Annotated in this window: 11 protein-coding genes; 3 read left to right on the forward strand and 8 right to left on the reverse strand. The window is 42.8% G+C overall.

Features of this window, described 5'->3' with window-relative positions:
* Window positions 1-52 precede the first annotated feature (52 nt).
* The 7 genes from EPB74_RS10320 to EPB74_RS10350 all read right to left on the reverse strand — a co-directional run bounded on the left by EPB74_RS10320 (window position 53) and on the right by EPB74_RS10350 (window position 14,098).
* Window positions 53-6,163: a DNA repair ATPase gene (locus EPB74_RS10320; RefSeq protein ID WP_274904066.1), complete on the reverse strand. Its 6,111-nt coding sequence runs from the start codon at window positions 6,161-6,163 to the stop codon at window positions 53-55.
* A 375-nt stretch (window positions 6,164-6,538) separates the two neighbouring features.
* The gene (locus EPB74_RS10325) at window positions 6,539-8,551 is read right to left on the reverse strand and encodes a flotillin family protein (RefSeq protein WP_274904067.1); all 2,013 of its coding nucleotides are present in this window, start codon (window positions 8,549-8,551) and stop codon (window positions 6,539-6,541) included.
* Window positions 8,552-8,797: 246 nt separating this feature from the next.
* Window positions 8,798-9,460, reverse strand: a complete 663-nt coding sequence (locus EPB74_RS10330) for a hypothetical protein (protein WP_274904068.1) — start codon at window positions 9,458-9,460, stop codon at window positions 8,798-8,800.
* A 317-nt stretch (window positions 9,461-9,777) separates the two neighbouring features.
* On the reverse strand, window positions 9,778-10,791 hold the full coding sequence (locus EPB74_RS10335) for a Xaa-Pro aminopeptidase (RefSeq protein ID WP_274904069.1): 1,014 nt from the start codon (window positions 10,789-10,791) through the stop codon (window positions 9,778-9,780).
* Between the two features lie 172 nt (window positions 10,792-10,963).
* Window positions 10,964-11,452 carry an META domain-containing protein gene (locus EPB74_RS10340; RefSeq protein WP_089555076.1) on the reverse strand — a complete coding sequence of 163 codons (489 nt, stop codon included), beginning with the start codon at window positions 11,450-11,452 and terminating at the stop codon, window positions 10,964-10,966.
* Between the two features lie 316 nt (window positions 11,453-11,768).
* Window positions 11,769-12,878 (reverse strand): lipase secretion chaperone, encoded by a 1,110-nt coding sequence (locus EPB74_RS10345; protein ID WP_274904070.1) that lies wholly within the window; start codon window positions 12,876-12,878, stop codon window positions 11,769-11,771.
* Window positions 12,879-13,009: 131 nt separating this feature from the next.
* Window positions 13,010-14,098: an esterase/lipase family protein gene (locus EPB74_RS10350; protein WP_274904071.1), complete on the reverse strand. Its 1,089-nt coding sequence runs from the start codon at window positions 14,096-14,098 to the stop codon at window positions 13,010-13,012.
* 414 nt (window positions 14,099-14,512) lie between these two features.
* On the opposite strand from EPB74_RS10350, the gene map reads away from it, so the two are divergent.
* The gene (gene map, locus EPB74_RS10355) at window positions 14,513-15,304 is read left to right on the forward strand and encodes a type I methionyl aminopeptidase (RefSeq protein ID WP_446740040.1); all 792 of its coding nucleotides are present in this window, start codon (window positions 14,513-14,515) and stop codon (window positions 15,302-15,304) included.
* A gap of 170 nt (window positions 15,305-15,474) precedes the next feature.
* Window positions 15,475-18,270: a [protein-PII] uridylyltransferase gene (gene glnD / locus EPB74_RS10360; protein WP_274904073.1), complete on the forward strand. Its 2,796-nt coding sequence runs from the start codon at window positions 15,475-15,477 to the stop codon at window positions 18,268-18,270.
* Window positions 18,271-18,394: 124 nt separating this feature from the next.
* Here glnD and EPB74_RS10365 read toward each other — a convergent pair whose 3' ends face one another.
* Window positions 18,395-19,063, reverse strand: a complete 669-nt coding sequence (locus EPB74_RS10365) for a hypothetical protein (protein WP_274904074.1) — start codon at window positions 19,061-19,063, stop codon at window positions 18,395-18,397.
* 263 nt (window positions 19,064-19,326) lie between these two features.
* Here EPB74_RS10365 and dapC point away from each other — a divergent pair, with 263 nt between their 5' ends.
* Window positions 19,327-20,559 (forward strand): succinyldiaminopimelate transaminase, encoded by a 1,233-nt coding sequence (gene dapC / locus EPB74_RS10370; protein ID WP_274904075.1) that lies wholly within the window; start codon window positions 19,327-19,329, stop codon window positions 20,557-20,559.
* Window positions 20,560-20,627 lie beyond the last annotated feature (68 nt).

Consider the following 20,627-nt stretch of genomic DNA (forward strand, 5'->3'; position numbering starts at 1 on the left):
TTTCTCAGTGGTTTATTTCATACACCGATAGTTTACCTCTATTACCAACGCTCTAGTCATAATCATCAAATATTTTATTAAGCCTATTGAGACTATTGACGATTAGCTTACCTGATTGATCGGTACTGCTATCGATTGCGAGCTTTTCATCCATACGCATATTGAGTGGTTCTAACGCTTGCTTAAGTGCGTTTGCCATCAGCGCCGTCTGTGTTGTAATGTCAGGCACATCAATAGCTGGCATTTGATTCGCTGTGTTCTCCTCATGCTTGAGCAGGCTGTCGGTTAAGCTATGAGATAAGCCAGTCGCCATTTTATGCGCCAGTTGCTCGACGGCATCGACCAGCTGCACCATCAGCTGTTTTTGCATCTCTTGGCTTTGCTGAAGCTGCTCGCCTTCCGCCTTTTCAGCATTGTGATCATGCTTATAGATTTGCATCAGCTGATTCATACTTTTTTCAAAGCCATTGTCGATACTGTCACTGACCACTTTAGCATTATCTACAAAACCCGTTATAAAGCTATCAGCGAGAATTTTTTGCGATTCAAGTTGCGCATCGATTTGCACTTGTTGCCCTGCTTCTCGCAAGCGGGCGATTTCCTCAGGGTTGTTTTGGGTGAGGTATTTATCAAACTGGCTACTAATGGTATTAAATCCACTCGCCAAGTCGACCAACTGAGCGACGATACGCGCGCCGACGTCGCCGTCTTCTCCACCCATGGCTTTGTTACGTAAGAAATCCGTTTTGATTTGTGCCCAACGTGCCGCTTCGGATTCAGTTAATTCACCACGCATCTCAGCGAGCTTCAGTAGATTGCTCTCTGCGCCTTGGGTCAATAGCTGCGACTCGCCTAGATAATGGTCATCTATCAGCTGGTTAAGCTCTTCTTCATTCATGACCGCCGACAGCTTTTCGGTCATCTTATTCATATTACGGTAACTGCCTTGTAGCTTAAATATCGGCTCGACGCGATATTTATCATCTTGCGAGGCCGAAGCAATATAGGCTTGATTGACATCCAAAATAACTTCTTGCACCGTAAACATATGACGCAAGATAGAGACAATCTCATTAATCTCTGAGCTGCTATAAGGATAGGTCAGCTCGCTGCTTTGTACTTGGGCGAGATTAGTATTGTCTGCTTTTGCCATTTTAATGAGGCGATGGACATCTGCTAAATCACGATTGGCAAGGGGCGCTAATACCGCGTTAGAGGTCAGCGAGTTTTCGATATAACTAAGGGCAAATATCTCTTCCATGCCGCTCATGATATCGCCTAAGTTATAGATATCGGCTCGGTTGGCGAGCATATCAGGGACTTTGAAGGCTTCGCCACTTTCGGTATAAGGGTTACCTGCCATGACCACACAGAATTTTTTGCCACGCATATCATAAGTCTTGGTCTTACCTTGCCAGACGCCATCGATACGACGCGTGCCATCACCCAATGAGATAAATTTCTGCAAAAATTCGGCATGGGTATGCTGAATATCATCGAGATAAAGCATGACGTTATTGCCCATCTCAAAGGCTAAGTTTATTTTATTCAGCTCTTCTCGTGCGGTGGCATTGGGCGCTTTTTCAGGATCTAAAGAAGTAACGTCATGACCGAGAGACGGGCAATTAATTTTCATAAAAATTAAGCCCAGACGGTTGGCAACGTATTCCATCAAGGTGGTTTTACCATAACCTGGTGGCGATATCATCATCAAGATACCCATCAAGTCGGTACGCTTATCTTCGCCGACCGTACCCATTTGCTTGGCAAGGTTGTCACCGATTAATGGCAGATAGCTTTCATTAATCAAACGGTTACGCACAAAGGATGACAATGGACGCGGCATAAACTCATCAAGTCGTAACGCTTCTTTTGCATCGCGCAAGATTTCTGAGCGCAGAGCTAGGTAACGCCTATAGGCAGGAATAACCTGCGTATCATGATGATGCAAACGACTCAAGAAATCATCAACGGCAAAGGTTAAGGTTTGCTGTTGGATACGCTGATGCTCACCTAGTAGATGCTTGACCTGACTCTCAAGCGATACTTTACCTGTGCTGCGCTCAAAGCTTGTTACTTGATTCAGCGGGTTATTGAGACTGGTCAGCGAAGTCGATAAAGAGGTCGATGAAAACGAAGTGCTCGTTGCCCCTTTATCAATATTATCAAAGCTTATCCCTGACTCGATAAGACACTGTACCAAATTTTCCTTTTGACCATCATTGAGTTGAGTGAGTAAAATAGCAATCGCTTCGGGTACATAATGGCGACCACTTGCTAATTGCTGCTTACGTAAGGTTTTTTCTTCCTCGGTTTTGGCCTGCTGCTCTTCACTAAGCGCATTATCGCCGCTTGACTCGCTCTGACTGTCAGCCGTTTGAGCATTGCCATATATTTGGTCAAGTAGCGCATGGAACCATGTAGCCAGCAATTCATAGGCCGATTTGGGCTGCAATCCAAGCTTGCCAACTGAGGATTGTAATTGCTCAAAGCCTGCGCCATTTTGCGCGTTTCCTGATGAGCTATTGAGGGTTTTATTCAACTGCTCGCACAACTGCTGGGCTTGTTGGCTAGTCTGCCACTCGATATTGCCATTGGGCGTACTGACTTGACCCATGACGCTGACCAAATATTCACTAGCAAGTTGCGCATAGCTTTGCTGAAAGACAGTAGTATTATTAAAAAGAGTGGCTTTATGAATTTGACCAGTTTCTGAATCTGAGCTGTCCTCTAAACCAAATTTATCTTCATTATAAGCGGCAACAAAGTTACGCATTACGTGCGTCATGTCTTCAACCAACAGCGCTTTGGCGGTATCGCTACCTAACGTACGGCGCAGTTGTTCAGCGGTGATGGCTCTATCTGTCCAGTTACTCACTCGCGTTAGTACGGACTCATTTAACCAAGCATCATAACCAAATTGCTGTAGCGCTTCTAAGCCAAGTGCTTGTACGAGGCTTAATTGCCAATAGAATAATTGCGCCAACGCCCGTACTTGCGGGGTATAAATGAGCAAACCCGCTTCACGTAGCGTGGGTAATATTTGCAGCAATAACAGCGTGGCATCGTGGTCATGAATACCTTTGTCGTAACCGAGCTGATAACGCGGCGTCGCATAAACTCTGACGAGTTTAGGTAGCGGACTGTCTTCGTCTATATCACCCTTGCTATCGAAAGTTAACAGCGTCTCATCATAAGCCTGATATAAACGCGCTTCGGTCAGTCCGTCCTGACTGTTTTTAGCACTCTCAATAATGCTATAAGCTAAGTATTCTGCGCGGTACACGATATCAGACTCTGAAGCCCTATTCATATCCCAATACGGGCGTAAAGCGTTTAGCTCGGCATTGTTAAGCACTTCGTAGTAGTCAGTACCGGTTAGATGCAAATTCAGCACGCGCGCGCCATTGGATTGCTGACGACTAAGTAAAGTCAAATCTAATGGTTGGGTATTGACTGAAAAACGGTGCTTGCCCAATTTAATAATCTGACCGCCATCTTCGAATAAGTCAGATTTATCTTTTAGACTCTTATAGCTTTCAATTTGTATGGCTTTAAGACGCGCATCGATGTCATCTGCTTTGACACTAAAGCCCATAACTTGTAAGTCTTTGGCGATAGCACGTACTTTTTGTACCAGTCCGTCTGATGCAAAGTAAGTATTGAGCGCATCTTCTTCTTTAAATCCTGTGACCCCCGTACTTTGGGTACGTTTTTTGATACTCTCAAGCATACGCAATGCGCCATCACCTAAATTCTGGGCTTTGCGGTTACGCGCATCGAGCAGTTGCTGCTTATGATTTTCAAAGGTTTCGTAAATCTCTTCACGCTTACTGATAATATCGGCTAAAAACTGATCGCCACTGTTGGTCTCTGGATCGGCAAACTGGCTCTCTAGCTCTTCTAATTGCACCAGTAATTTTGCCATTTGCTCATCTGATTTTTCAGGCGTATTGGCAATCGATAAGGCATTGGCAATCGATTGACCAAACAGTTTAAATTGCGCGCCAAATTGAGCAACGGCTTCGGCAGAACCGAGATTTTTGCGCTTGTGATTGAGTTTGGCTTTGCTTTGATTTAATCGAGCATAAATAGCAGAAATATCATCAATGATTTGCGTACGCACGGTCGCATCAGCAACATCTAATGTACCTAGTAGTTCAGTTAATAAATCCAAACCTTGCGCCGTTTCATCGATTTGTTCTAGGACGGGTTTTAGCTCGCTATTGGTTTCAGCGGTATTTAAGCGCTCACTGACATCAGCTAAAACGCCTTCGTAGCTTGATAACGCATCATCAGCACTTAAATATTGCACCGTTTGTTCAGCAAGCTCAGCCTCGGACAGCTCCAATTGACTTTGCAACACTTTAAGCTTATCGCCGTCTAAATAACGCAAGTCCTCTAAGCTAACTAAATGGCCTTTTTGGCGTCTAATCGCAGACAACTGATCGACATAGTCGCTGGCAGACTCAAAGGTGGTGGTTTTTATTTGCCGCAAGATGTCGTTTTGTTTTTCTTCAGCATTGCTCAGCGCATTTTGGGTTTGCTTTTGGATGCTTTGTACTTTGGCAAACTCGTCAATGACCAGCTCAGCGGTGGCGGTGACTTCTTTAATACTGCCCGCAACCTCATCAAGCTCAGGCTCTGATAGCCAATAATAACTATCAAAGAGACGACTGGTATTGTTTGCAAGCTCTTCATAGAGTTTTTGTGAGACGCTTTGATTGTCAATGAGGCGGGTGATGCTATAGAGATCGGAGATACCGCGTACCAATTCTTTATTACCGATTTTGCCATAAAAACTGGTACTTTCAGGCAGCTCACTCACATACTCAGGTGACGCATAAGGGGTATGCCATATCTGCATCGGATGGATGCGCGACGCTTCACTTTGGTCGCTAAACAGTACCAAGCGACCATCTTCAGCGAGTGCCATACCATTACAGTAAATGGGATTGGCCAGTTGCTTTTTAATCAAGTTATATGGAAACAATCCTGTGACGCCTTTAGCGACATCGTAGAATAAGAAAAGTACGTCTTCTCCGTTTGGTGAGACGATTTTACGCTTAAATTGTAAGTTTTTAGCACCGGCATGATTGGCATCAAACAACTTATGCTCGCCTGTTTGTAAGTAATAACCGCCAGGGAAAATAATGCCGTGATCCTCAGGCAGCTGCACACATGATTGTCCAATAACGTCTAAGCGCAGCACGGCTTCGGTCAAGGTGTTATACACAAAATAGCGGTAACTGTCTTCTCGATACGGCAACACTTTGAGTAAAATTAAACTGCCCACTTTGGCATAAGCAATATCTGCATCGGTCAATGACTGGGTACGATCATTCACAGGCTCGCTATAAATACCTTGTCCTGATTGCGTATTATCCTCAATCTTAATGGTTAGATCGCCACCGACGGTTTCGACAAATATCGTATCTAAGATATTCATATGCGGATATTTGCCATTGATCATCTGATCACGCGTGGTTTCTATCCAATCAAAATCATAGGCAGGCGGAAGCTCAATATCGCGCTCACCACGATTATCCACATAAGCCACTTGCGCAGCCTCTGGCACGCTTTCACTAAAATCCAATGCAAAACGAAAGACGCGAATATCACTGATACGCTCACCGATTTGGAACGCCATTAGCAATTTGCTGTCTTTAACCGTCAGCTGGATTAGCCGCGTTTGTTTGTAATATCGATATAACTCATTGAAGTCTTGGACAAAGGCATGTTGATCTAAAAACGTGTTTTTTAATTCTACTTCCTCGAGCTGATATTCTTCTTCGCCCTCTGCTGGCTCACTCAAACGATATAGCGAGAGCACATCTTTGATATTACTCGCACGTTTGAGACCCATAAATACATTGTAGCCAAATAGCAGGTACTCGCCTACTTGTACCATATCTTGCGCCACACAGTTATATTCGGTACGAATACGTGTGCGAGCAATGACTTGCATCTGGGTGCTGCCAAATTCTTGCAGGCGCGCATGATTCAGCTTGGCAGTTTGTTGCTCTAGACGACTGCCTTGCTCTGTGAGGCGTTTTTTAATAAGCTCATAAGCATTACCTGAAGCAACCGCCTGATCGGTTTGCTCGGCTTTATTATGTTGGTCTTTGCTACCTGAATCGATTGAATTCTGCGTATCCGCCATCGTTGCTCGTCCATTTTTATTTTTAGGCAATAAGATAAATCTAAGGAATTTTTTGAATTAAATAAGCACTTGGCTAATCTAAAAAAACAATTAATCACTGCCGGTTTTTTTAGATTAACCAACTCACTGTCAGGGTTGACGTTGAGTTGGCAAAAAGTAAATGGCAACCTAGATCACCACTTACTTTAATAACACACTTCATTTACTATTGTGTGCATGGTCAATATTGATAGTTAATCTATTTTTAAAAGTATGCAGTGCTGCTGGGATTAATTTTTCGCAGCCTCTGTCTGTGCAGGCACAGCAAGCAAGAAAAACTCATCTCAGCAGTACGTGATAAAATCTATACTTCTCTTATTTAAGACTGGCTATAGATTAAGCAGGTCTGTCATCGCTTTGCTTATTGGCTTTGCTCATTACCTGATTGGCCATCATCGTATTGATAATGCCGCTCAACGTATCTGACTTGCCAGCGAGACCGTCAATGGCTTTACCAATCGATAATGACTTAGCAAAGTTATCAAAGAAGTGCGCTTCACCGCCAACGATATCGATTTTGGCTTTTTGTAGCGCCACTGCCAATACTTCAGCGTTTTCTTTCGCAATCTCTTTACCGGCTTCAATCGACGCCATTGCTTCTTGCAATGCCGTTTCAAGTCCCATACGGAACTCTTCGTGCTCGCGAGCTTCTTTGCTCATGCTGCTCATGGCATTGAATTTCTCGACCAGACCATCGGCTTCCGCTTGGAAATGGGCGCGGGTTACTTCAGCTTTTGCAAGCCCAACTTCACGCTCAGCCTTAGCATTTGATTCACCGCGAGCGGCGATAACTTGAGCATTTGCTAGCCCGATATCACGCTCGGCTTTAGCACTTGACTCACCGCGAGCTGCGATAACCTCAGCATCAGCCATGCCTTTTTCTCGTTCTGATTGTGCTTCCGCTTGCCCTGTGGCCTTGATAATATTGGCTTTGGCAATCCCTTCTTTTTCAAGCGATGATGCTTTGGCTTCTTGAATAGCTGCTTCAGCAAATCCATGCGCAGACTCTTCCGCTTTAATACCTTCAGCCATTTTTATTTTAGCTTCAGAATCCTTAGCAGCGGCTTCAAGATTGGCGGCAGCCAGCGTGGTAATCTCAACGGCTTTATGCTTAGCAGATAGCTCTTCTGCTTCCGCCTTTTTCACCTGACGTACTTTGATTTCTTCCGCATCTGCTTCAGCTGCTAATACGCGCGTTTGCTTAGAACGCTCAGCTTCACTGACTTCACGGACTTCCTTGATACGCTCTTCTTCTTGAGCAACGGTTTTGTCTACTGCAATACGCTCACGAATGACGTTGGCGATTTCTTTTTTCTCAAGCTCAATCGCGCGTTCAGCTTCGATACGCTGTAAATCAACTTCACGCTCACGCGAGACGATTTCTAAATCGCGAGCACGCGTGACTTTCTCTTCTTCGATGACGACAGCACGCAAGCGGTTTTGTCCAGCCACTTCGATTTCACGCTGTTGATTTTCACGCTGAATCGCCAAATCTTGCTCAACCATGATCACGGCTGTCTCAGATTTTTTACGTTCTTCTTCTTCAATCTTGCGCGTTTCAGCGGTTTCACGTGCAATCACAGAAGATATTTCACGGTGCTGTCTGGCTTCGGCATCCGCTTGCTGACGTTCCAGCTCAAGCATAGCTTCTCTAGTCTCAACGTTCTTCTTTTTAACCGCTAGCTCTTCATCACGCTCAAGCTCATTGGTAATGATGTTTTGAAAGGCCGTCAGTTGAGTAATCTTTTTGATACCTTCAGCATCTAAGATATTACTTGAATCTAACGACAATTTTGGCGTTTGCTCTAAGTAATCAATTGCCACGTCTTCTAAGATATAGCCGTTTAAATCATTGCCAATCTCTTTAACGATACTGTCACGAAACTCACTGCGATTTTCAAACAATTTGACGAAATCAATTTGCTTACCAACTGTTTTTAATGCTTCCGAGAACTTAGCATTAAACAGCTCATTAACAGCGACTTTGTCTGATGCTCTCTCAGCGCCAAGAGATTTAGCAACCTTAAGGACGTCTTCTTCGGTTTCATTAACGCGCAAATAAAACGCAACTGTGATGTCAGCACGCATGTTATCCGCGCAAATCAGTCCTTCTTTACCTCGTCTATCTACCTCTAAGGTGATAAGCGAGATTCTCATTAGTTCTTTTTTGTTGATAACCGGCCAAACAAAGCCACCATCAAAACGTACGGCAATTTTATTAACCCCGTTAATAATGAGCGCCGTACCCTGCTCCACCTTAATATAAAAGGCTTTCAGCATCAAAAGTGCTGCCATAACAAAAACAAATGCCAGTATGACAACCACGCCAACGATAATAAGTATATCCACGTTCACTCCCTAAATTTGAACATTCAAATCGAATTTAAAATAGTTAATACCATGCCTTTAAATAGATTATTTGTCGTTTATACATTGCTCAATAGTGATTATTGTTTCATTAAATAGTTATTAGATATTCGTTTTGCCTATAATTTATTATTAATAATTGACTACTAGAAATTATTTAACTAAAAAATGTTTTTATCTGATAAAAACTATTTAATTAATTTTGGTTAAGTAGATTAGTTTTTATTGTTATTTGTCTTTAGCAAGCGCGACTCTGTACGCACCGCTATCATTTAAATACTCTACCAATACCACTTTATCGCCTTGTTTTAGTGGCAGCTCCACGCTATCACTATCTCGACGAATTTTTAGTATTAATCCTGCTCCGCCATCATTTAGCTCAGCTTCGCCATGCTTATCTGTCACACTAAGCGTCCGTACTATAGCCGTTTTACCGATGTTGTTTGCCGCATTACGTTTGGGGATTTTGGCGATGCTCTTGCGGATAGGTGAAATGATAATACCTGTTAGCCACATGGACACCACTAAGACAAACACTAAAGCCCCAGTCCCAAACAGATAATACAAAATGCCAGAATCAATCCGCTGATGCAGAAAACTGGTATAGACATAGCTTAATAACCAACCAATCAAACTGACTAAGCTAAGGATGATGATTAAAGGCACGCCATAAAGACCAAACTTAAGCATGAGACCGGTAAAAAAACCAGTGGATGATAAATCAGATACGTTAGTATCACTACCTGAATCCCCAAATTCTACGGTGTCCATATCTACCATGCCTATCAAAGAGACAAGCCAATATAAGGTGACAAACATTACAAGACCGGTAAAGATAACGGTAGGGTATAAACTGATTTTAGTGATGAATATTAAAAAAGATTCTTGCATTGCACACTCTGTCCTTTTGCTCACCTAATCAGGTATTTTTATGACTCGTTTACACAATTTGATGCTATATGACTTAACTCGAATTAGTTCTGTTCAGTTCTGTTCAGTTCTGTTCAATTCGGCTTTAATAAAATTAATGCTACATGATCTGATTTTTATATTTTGAGACATTGGACTGGATTGCTACGCCTTAACTGGCCTTAGTGGACTCCATTTACTAAAAAAGCACATCCCAGACTTACATTCATATAATCAACTTATGTTTCTTTATTGGTGATTATATAGGCATCTCATTACATAATACATCGCTTTCGCCACTATCGCCCCCAAATCGGTGAACGCACAACGCCCCCATCTTTGCTACTAATAGCATAGCTTGTATTACCAGATAATGAGTGGATGACCAAGCTACCACTGCTTTGATTACTCACTTGCCCACCTAAATTTGCATGACGTGTCGGGTAAACAGCATATTGCCCAGAAGGTGATAAACGTGCTGGTTCATCAAGACCAGTTTCTGCAAGATTAATAACTTGTCCTGTAGCTAGGGTCATGACTGCTGCCTTGCGACCATTAAGATAGACCAAACGCTGACCATCTACGCTAAGCTGAGGACTGGCGGCATAGCCTCCTGTCGATATAAGCGCGGCGTTACCAGTAGCAAAGCGGTAACGATAAATGCTTGGGCGTCCAGCACGCACTTTATCACTGGTATAAACGAAGCTTTGCCCGTCGCTTGCATAGCTTGGCTGCACTTCAGTGCTAGGCAAAGTAGTGAGCTGTTTGGTACTGCCATCGCTTAGGCGCATCTCATAAATGTCAGCATTACCACCAACCGTTGAACTATAGAGCAATTTTTGTCCATCAGGTGAGAATGACGGCGATAAATTGCTGCCCTCAGCATTCACGACCAGATTATGGGTTTTACTTTTGCGGTCATAAATATAAATCTTTGGGTGCTGGCGCGCTGCTTGTTTGCTATAAGCAAGCATTTGACCATCCGCTGACCACGCAGGCGCATAGATATAACCATTTAACTGATCAATTAATTGGCGGTCGCTGCCATCCGGACGGATACGATACAGTGTCGATATCTTCGCGGCTCCTAAACCTTGCTCTTCTACATAAGCAATGTAGCCTTGCCGGTCTATCGCTGGCATTGCCGCAGTAAGCGGATTATTCATCTTAATAGGCGCTTTAGACATATTGTTTGGTATTGTCTGACACCCCGTCAGAATGGTGAGCATTGGAATAGCAAACATTGCCATAACAACACGGCCGCTTATCATGCGAATATTAATAGTCGGTTTCAATACAGCAGTTTTCAACATAATATAAAGTCCGATAAAGCCTTGTGAATGCGTATAGAAGGGTCACAAAATGTGAGCGTTGCATCTAGTGTAACGTACATTGCTCTCTAATTTTAGACAAAAAAATGCCCCACTTATTCGTGAGGCATTTTTGCGATACAAGTTTTTAGAACATTTATATTAAATCGCTAAATTATTTAGAGATAGCTTTAAAATGAGCAACTTGATTGCTATTGGTGATGGTTAAGATAGGCGTATTATTAGCGTTATTACTGATGCTATATTTACCTTGTACAGTCGCCATTGTTGCTGTGTCAAAGCTTGCTTGTGGCTCAGGGCATGCCATCATAGTAGATAAGACGTTACCTAATACGACATTACCATTCTCAACACTATAGTTAGCGCCCATGTTATTGCAGGTGTTCACAAATGTAACGCGGTCATTGCCATTATCTTTAAAGAATTTCAATGTTAATGGCTTAGCTGGATCAAAAAATAACTGACTTACTTTATCGCCATTGGTACGCTTGGCATCAACAAGCTGCCAATCATAGGCTTGTAAAGCATTAGATGTAATTGGCTGGGTCACTGGTGCAGTAACACTAGGGGTAGTTTGACAACCAGCGGCAAGTGTACCTACAGCTAGAGTGGCAGCCAGCATCATTTTAGTCATGTTTTTCATATAAACTCCTAGAGGTTTCAAATATTAATATAAAAAGGTAAAAATATTATTGTTTATCATTTTAACCAGTAGCGTTTGCTCTGATTAATTTGTTGTTTTCTATAGTCTAAACAATGCGGCCATTATGCCCATTTTTCATAAGCCTGTCATGATAGATTGAGTACTAATTACCGCTATATTTGTTCCACTTTATGGTATTTTTGCTAACATGCCTTGCTAAGCCACCTACTAACTGTTAGCACATAAACTTTTGTTTTATTCTTAAGAGTCGCTTTTTATTTACCTCTAAATTCACACCTGTAGCTAGTCTCTTTCGTTAATTCGTATCGGCAGCTTTCTGTTGTTGCAGAGCGGCATAACCTGCCAGACGTTTGCGTTCAGCCTCATTAAACCATTGATGCTCAATCTGATTGATTTGGGTTTGAGCTTGCGTTTTATCAGTATTTTGGCTTAACAGACGCTGTTTTTGTACTTGATACTGATTAAAGCGTTGCTCAAAGTCGGCATCTTCTTGATCGACTTGCGCAAGCCTTGCTGCTGCTGGCGCACCTACAAGCTCGCGACGCATATTATATAACTCCTCAGCCGTTGCACCTTTGGCTTGCATTTGCTCGGTGCGACTCATTAATTCATTCAAATTGGCTTGCTTAGCAATATTAGCTTTGATCGAATTATCCGGCATACGGCTGATATAGTCTTGCTTTGCAGCTTCTTTTTGAGCCTCTGATAACTGTTGGTTTTGATTAATTCTTACCATCTCGATACTATAATCATCATATTCATCTTCTGCCCCAAAGAACGCTGTAATCGTCTCTTTGGCAAAGTGCCGCTGACGTAGCTTAGCCACATCTTGCTTTTGCTGTGCTACGACATTCAAATCTAATTCACCCTTTTCTGTTGCTTGCAACTGTAAATTCCCATAACGGTTTTCTATATCAGGAATCGACTTAAGATAAGCAATATACTGGTCGAATATAGTGACAGCTTGACTGGCGGCAGGTTCTGGCGTGTGACTACGAATATAGCTTTCCACACGGGCATAAATAATAGCTTCCTCTTCTTCACCAAGCGCTGATAAGAAATAATCAAACAAGCGCCGTAAGCCTTCAGTGACGACCAGCTGTTTGTTTTCATCAATGATAATTTCACCATCGACATCGGTACCTTGCAAGGAGCGCGGTAAATTCTCCAGCCCCGTGGCAAATTGAATGTTGTTTTGATTGGGTGATATGCCAGCGTCGTTACTGGGATTAGCCATATTTATCGATCTGCTTTCAGCGTCATTATTGTCCGTTGCAGATAGAGATTGAGAAGCGTTAACGCTGCTATTATTAGGTTTAAACCACAGAATCACCGCTACTGTTATAGCGATAATCACAGCAATAATAACAACGGGTAAAAAGGGTGAGCGGCGATTATATGACATAGCAAAAACATCTTATTTAATAAATCAGTTTATATATAAGTCCAATATAAAGAAGCAGGGTCAACGCTGTTGACCCTGCTTACGTACGAGCCGGTTATGACCGTGTTAAAGGACAGTGTTATAGATAAGCTTTATAGATTGGCTTTTTTCAAACGGTTTACTTGATCACGGTACAAGGTTTTTGGGTCAGGCTGTCCCCATGCTGTTAAGCCGAGTACTTGATTGGCTGAATCTAAATGATTCATTCGGTAATCATCACGTACCACATAGCCGAGGCGACTCGAGCAGGCAGATACTAAACCGTCGTTTGGATCGCCATTAAAAGTCGTGCCAGTAAGAGCCAGTAGATAATCACTAGGATCAAGACCATTCGTTATTTGCCCAATACCACTAAATGAGTAATACTTGATACCATTGACTTCAGTATCCGCTGGCTGACCACAATAACTGGTTGGCATCGCAGCTGGGAATTTAGCGTTAAATTTGGCGGCATAATCAGTAGATAGCGCTTCAAGTGCATTCCAACCATCTTGCTCTTGTAACTCCTTCAAGCTAATACCGGCGCTGACATCCATAAAGCCACCGACGAGCTTAAAGAAACCTAGCGCAATCTGTGAGCCAACATTAAACTCTCCTTCACCATAGCCATCATTGGCACTGCCTTCAACAACTTGTTTAATAACCCAATCACTCATTTTTGAGCCTTGCTCTGGGCTTGAGATGGCAGTGACTGATGCCACATATTTCGGTTCGACCGCAGCAACATAACGGCTATCGATACCACCTTGGCTGTGACCGAGTAAGTTAACTTTGGGACTGCCTGAGATGGCACTAATGGTTTTAACTTGTTGCAGTAATTGCTCACCACGAAATTCGCTATTATTGACGGATGAGGTTTTGGTGGTATAAACCTGACTGCCGCCACTCATTAACGATTCAGGAATGCCATAAAAATAGTCAACCAATCCAAATGCTTTGGTAAAACCACCCAAACCATGCGCCATGACAACTGGGTACTTGGTATCTGTATGTTTTGAGGTAAAATACTTGCTACTGACCAGTTTACAGCCAGTAGGATTGGCACAGTTATAATATTGACCAGCTGCTTGGGCAGAAGTCGTTTGTAGAGCCATCAGGATAACACCGGCACCAATGGCACCCAGTGACGGTAAAAATGCGCTCGGCGTAAATACCGCTCGAAGGGAAGTTTTTCGGGTCATAACAACATCCTTGTTATAGTGATAGTCGGGGCGTCTTTATATGATATGGCTTAGTTATTGCATCCAGCACCAAGCGATAAAAAACACTGCTAATTCATTTAGCAACCAAAATTACCATACGTCTATACTTTGTAACATTCAACTTATTTTTGCTTTAAAAACACTAGAATTAGTGACTCTATAGTCAATCTAAAACATATAATTTCACTCTTTGCAGTTACTGCTTCTTTATGGAAATAGCGGGCATATATGAAACTGTGTCAGCAAGTTACGACAATAAGTATGGGTAGGCTACGAATACGCACAGTGAAGGTTAACGCAATCAAAACACAGTGCTTTCTGCATTAAAACAGCACCATCTGCATTTATGGTATAATTTATTACCTAAATTCTATAACTATAAGACCGATTATGATGACTAAAAAATCTCTTATCCAATCACCTGAAGCCATAGAAAAAATGCGTGTCGCTGGTAAGCTTGCCAGCGATTTGCTTGTCATGCTTGATCAGCATGTCAGAGTGGGTATTAGCACTGAAGCGTTGAATCAAATTGCTCACGATTATATCGTCAATGTACAAGACGCTATCCCCGCTCCACTTAACTATAATGGTTTCCCTAAATCTATCTGTACCTCAGTCAACCATGTGGTTTGTCACGGTATTCCAAGCGAAAACAAAATTCTTAAAGACGGTGATATTATCAATATCGATGTGACTGTCATTAAAGACGGTTATTACGGCGATACCTCAAAAATGTGGGTCGTCGGTAATGGTTCCATCATGGCGCAGCGTATCTGTAAAGTGGCACAAGAGGCGCTATATGCTGGTATGAGTGTGGTCAAGAATGGCGCACGTTTGGGTGACGTCGGTGCCGCTATCCAAGCAGTGGTAGAGCCTGAGCGTTTTAGTATCGTCCGCGAATTCTGTGGTCACGGTATCAGCAATGAATTCCACCATGAGCCGCAAGTGATGCACTATGGTAAAAAAGGCACTGGTTTCGAGCTAAAAACGGGCATGACCTTTACCATCGAGCCGATGATTAATGAAGGCAAATGGCAGACTAAGATTTTACCAGATGAATGGACGGCAATCACCAAAGACCGTAAGCTGTCAGCCCAGTGGGAGCATACCATGGTGGTGACTGACAATGGCTGTGAAGTGTTCACCGCGCGCCCCGAAGAAGACTTGAGTTTTTTAACTCAATAACAGACTATAAGATCGCTTAGGCGGTCTTTTTTTTGGACTGTTATTAATGCTTGTTACTGACTATTGTTGTTGATTTTTTACCTTTATACTTTCAATGTATTGTCGATATACTATCGATAGCTTTTTAGTTTTAATGACCCATATTTCAAACTTTTAACTGGATAAATCTCATGTTTAATTGTGATGTCGCCTCTATTGATTTGACGCCGATGCCCACTCTAACGTACTCATCAAACACTGCTGCGATAACAGCCTCACTAACAGCAGAACATCTAGCAGCTGATAATTTATTAGCAAATAGCTTGTTAACAGATAAAAGTGTGATAGAAAACTCACTATTAGGCATTTCTGAATGGTTAATCCAAATCAATGACGATATCAGCCGTGCACTCGAACGCGGCGTCAATATTCGGCAGCTGGTTGCGGCGCGGGCTTGTGTCATCGATGACTTACTGATTGCTTTATTCAAATGGTTTGAGCTTGATAAGACGGATTTGGCGTTATTTGCGACTGGTGGCTATGGTCGCGGTGAGCTGTCACTACACTCAGATGTGGATATTTTACTGCTAATGCCTAGCGAGCTTGATACCAATACGAGTAGTAAAATTGATAATTTGGTGGCGTTACTGTGGGATGTTGGACTTGAGCCAGCCCTGTCAGTACGCAGCGTTAGTGAATGCTTAGAGGCAGCATTAGACCATACCATTGCCAGCGCTTTGTTGGAAGCGCGATTGTTGATAGGTAACGAAACCCTGCAAGATGTGCCGCATCAGATTGTAAACACCCAGTGGTCACCACGTGATTTTTTTGAGGTAAAAATCAATGAAGCAAAAGCACGTTACCTACAGCACAATGCAACAGAATACAATCTTGAGCCCAATATCAAAACCGCCCCTGGTGGTCTGCGTGACATCCATATTATCGGCTGGGTGACCAAGCGCTACTTTCGAGTCAGTAAGCTCTATGATTTGGTACAACAAAACTTTTTGACGGAAAAAGAGTTCGATGAATTGAGCTTTGCAGAAGGCTATTTATGGCAAATACGTCATTATTTGCATGAGTTAACGGGTCGTAATGAAAACAAGCTGTTATTCGATTATCAGCGTGATATTGCCCAATTGATGGGCTATGAGACGCAACCAGACGACCAACCGAATGCGGCTGTAGAGCGCTTTATGCGTGACTATTATCGCTGCGCCATGCAGATATCGACGCTCTCTGAAATGCTGACCAATCACTACTATGAAACCATCATAGAGCCACAATTGCCCGATGAGGAGCGCCCAAAGAAGCAGCCTATTAATGCTCGCTTCAATCAAGTCGGTGAGCAAATTGCAATGGCGCATCACCGAGTGTTTGCCCAGCACCCTGAGTCGATTTTAGAGATGTTTTTACTCATGGGTCAATATGGTATCAAAAATGTACGTACGCATACTTTGCGTGCACTAAAAATTGCAGCGCGTGGTATTGATCAGGCTTATAGAGATAACCCCACGCACCAAGCGCTATTTTTAGCCAATTTAAAAGAGCAGAATTATCTCTTTCATCGCCTTCGTACCATGAATCGCTACGGGGTTTTGGGCAGCTACATCCCTGCCTTTGCCCAAGTCACCGGTCTGATGCAGTATGATTTGTTTCATCGTTATACCGTTGATGCGCATACCTTATTTTTGATTCGTATTTTGCACCGTTTCACTGACCCGCGTTTTTATGAAGACTTTCCCCTAATCAGCTCTATCTTTCAGCGTATTGAGCGCAAAGAGATTTTGGTATTGGCAGCGATGTTTCATGATATCGCTAAAGGTCGTGGCGGCAATCATAGCCAACTTGGCGAAACAGAATCCATTGAGTTTTGCCTAGCACATGGTATGAGTGTGGCCGATGCCCACTTAGTCGGCTGGCTGACCCGCTACCATTTATTGATGTCGATGACCGCACAGAAAAAAGACATCTCAGATCCAGAGGTAGTGACGCTATTTGCAGACTTAGTCGGTAACGTCACTCATCTAAATCATCTATATGTGCTGACAGTTGCTGATATGAATGCTACCAATCCTCAGCTTTGGAACAGCTGGCGTGCGACCCTCATGAAGCAATTGTACTCGCAAACGCGGCGTATCTTACGGGCAGATATTGACGCACCGACCAACCGTCAAGATATGATTAGTGCCACGCGTAAACAAGCACTGGTGATGCTTGATAATGTTGACAATCAGCATATGAATCGCGATGAGGTGCTGAGATTATGGGATGACTTGGGTGATGAGTATTTTCTGCGGGAGATTGCAGAAGACATCTTATGGCATACCGAAGCTATTTTGAATCATCCGCCTATAGGTCGAGCTTCTGACGCTGACAGTGCGCCATTAGTCGTCCTACGTGAACACCGTGAGCTGGCGCTTGATGCAGTGCAGGTCTTTATTTACACCCAAGATCAGGTCAATTTATTTGCGGTGACCATGGCAGTATTTGATCAGATGAATCTAGACGTTTTGGATGCACGCATCATTACCGCCACCCGTGATTTTGCTTTGGATTCTTACGTACTACTGGATCGTAGTGGCACGCTACTGGTCGATGCGGACAGCCAACAAGAACTTAAGCAGCGCTTGATTGATGCCTTTAAAAACCCTACCGTTCCCAAGCTAACTAACAGACGGATTCCACGCCAGCTTAGACATTTTGAAGTCGCTACAACGATTAACTTTGAGTTTAATGAGGCCTCAAATCAGCATATTATGAGCTTAGAGACACTTGATCAGCCAGGCTTGCTCGCCCGCGTTGGACAAGTGTTTTTACAACAGCAGATTGAGGTACATGCGGCACGTATCACCACGTTGGGCGAGCGTGCAGAAGATATGTTTTATATCAGTGATCAGAACGATCAAGCATTATCCGCTGATAAACTTGACACTTTAAAAGCGACCCTGATAGAAAGCCTTAGTATACGTAATGACAATACTTAAGTTAAGTTAGCTTAGCTTATCTTATACCTAGATGCTTAGCTATAAAGTATGATGCTCCAAGCTAGAAGTTTAAGACCTGTCGTTTATCCAGCGATTGAATAAATCACTATATAAACAACAGGTTTTATATCAGGCTTTTGTATATGACGCCACGAGCATGTTCTTTAAGCGCGTCATCGGCAAGCTCCAGAGGCAGTATTCCTGCGTCTACTTTCTGGTCTCCATACATTAAGCGTCCAGCCTCAACTTCCTTTTGTAGCAAGCGGTGCAAGCTTGCTAAACGGAATTGTGCATCATAATACCTATAAATCTCCTTTAAAGAGATAGGCGCTTTGGTATGAACATCACGATAAAGGCTATCGACTGCCAAAATCGTCATCTCATTTAGGGTTTCTTCACTCGACAAATCGGCTTGGTTAATTTTACGTTCTAAAAGAGTAGTAAATCGACCCTTAAACCCAAGCATAATGACAAAAATCAGTGTGTGTATGACAAATATAGTAATATATTGCCATAAAGGTAGCGATATATCTAACAGATTGCTGAGCAACATTAATACCATGGCAACAACCACGTAGGCGACCAATTGCCACAACAACCACATCATAAAGCTGTTTTCTCCAAACCAAAACATTTGGCGCTCTTTTAAAAGAGTCAGCTGCTGACGTGCCTGCCACCAAGCCTGCTCCCGCTGTTTTAGTTGTTCATATAATTCAATACGCTGATCATTATCAAAGTATTTGTCATTGATATCGTTAGCGTTAAGACCGTCAGTTTTAAAAAAACCAGGCATATCAAGTTATTCCTAAAATACGTTGCTATAAAAGCCAACCATTGTTTTTTCTTAGTTATAGGTTATATCATGTCAGCTTTATACTAAGGGCTAGTAGATGGTTAACACTGGCTATGGCTCAGTGTGCGCTCATTTGAGACGCTATAGATTGCTATTGATAAACACGAGAAGAAAAGACAAAAAATAAGAGAAGTGCTACACTGCTTGAATGTAATTTTTCTTTATAACTTTATTATTAATTGTCTATTATAGTTAGCCTAATTATGAATCACAACTTGACATATCTGCACCCCTACCCCTTCGCTAAGATGGCGACCTTGCTAGCTGATAGCACTCCAGCCAATGGTTATAATGAAATTAAGCTGGGTATTGGCGAGCCAAAGCATGAGCCACCAGCATTTGTGCTGGACGTGCTACGCGAAAACTTGGACAAAATAAGCCTTTATCCAACGACAAATGGGATATTTGAGCTACGCCAAACCATCGCACACTGGCTTGAGAAGCGCTTCTTTTTAAATCATGTCGACCCTCATACGCAAGTATTGCCAGTGATGGGTACCCGCGAGGCGATCTTTAGTATTGTGCAGGCTGTGATTGACCACAAAGTAGAAACCACAGACGCTATTGAACCGCTTACCGTTAGCCAACCACCAACGGTCGTCATGCCCAATCCTTTTTATCAAATATATGAAGGGGCTGTGATACTAGCGCAAGCGACGCCTTATTTTATACCGTGCACAGCAGATAATGACTTTAAAGGGGATTATCGTGCCGTACCAAAAGAGGTATGGACACGTACGCAGTTGTTATTTGTTTGTAGCCCAAATAACCCGACTGGTTCGGTGATGACGATGGACGACTGGGAGCAAATCTTTCGTCTATCAGACCAATACGGCTTTATCATTGCCAGTGACGAATGTTATAGCGAGCTATATTTTAAAACACCGCCAATAGGTTTATTACAGGCCTGTGCTGTCCTCGGTCGCCATGATTTTAAAAACTGTGTGGTGTTTCATTCTTTATCCAAACGCTCAAACTTGCCCGGTCTACGTTCAGGCTTTGTGGCGGGTGACGCCAAGATTTTGCAAGCTTATTTACAGTATCGTACCTATCAAGGCTGTGCGATGCCGATTCCACATCAGCTTGCGTCTATCGCTGCGTGGGAAGATGAAAAGCATGTGGCACACAATCGAGCACTGTACCAAGAAAAATTTGCTTTATGGATGTCTGAGCTTGGTGAATTATTAGATTTACGCATGCCTGAAGCGGGCTTTTACTTTTGGATAAAAGTCCCTGAGCAGTTCGATGGTGATGATGAGCGGTTTGTCAAAGCATTATATGAACAAGCCAATATTCATGCACTTGCTGGGCGTTATTTGTCACGCGAAATTAATGGGAAAAATCCAGGACAAGGCTATGTGCGCATTGCCTTAGTAGCCAGCGTTGATGAAAGCCGTGAAGCGATTAGTCGCATTCGAAAATTACTTGGTGCGTAAGTTCTAACTTTAAAAAATGAAGTTATTTAAGCGGTAAACATTAAAATAATCGCTAATAGTTTATCTAA

It is taken from the genome of Psychrobacter sp. DAB_AL62B, assembly GCF_028895345.1.
Taxonomy (GTDB): domain Bacteria; phylum Pseudomonadota; class Gammaproteobacteria; order Pseudomonadales; family Moraxellaceae; genus Psychrobacter.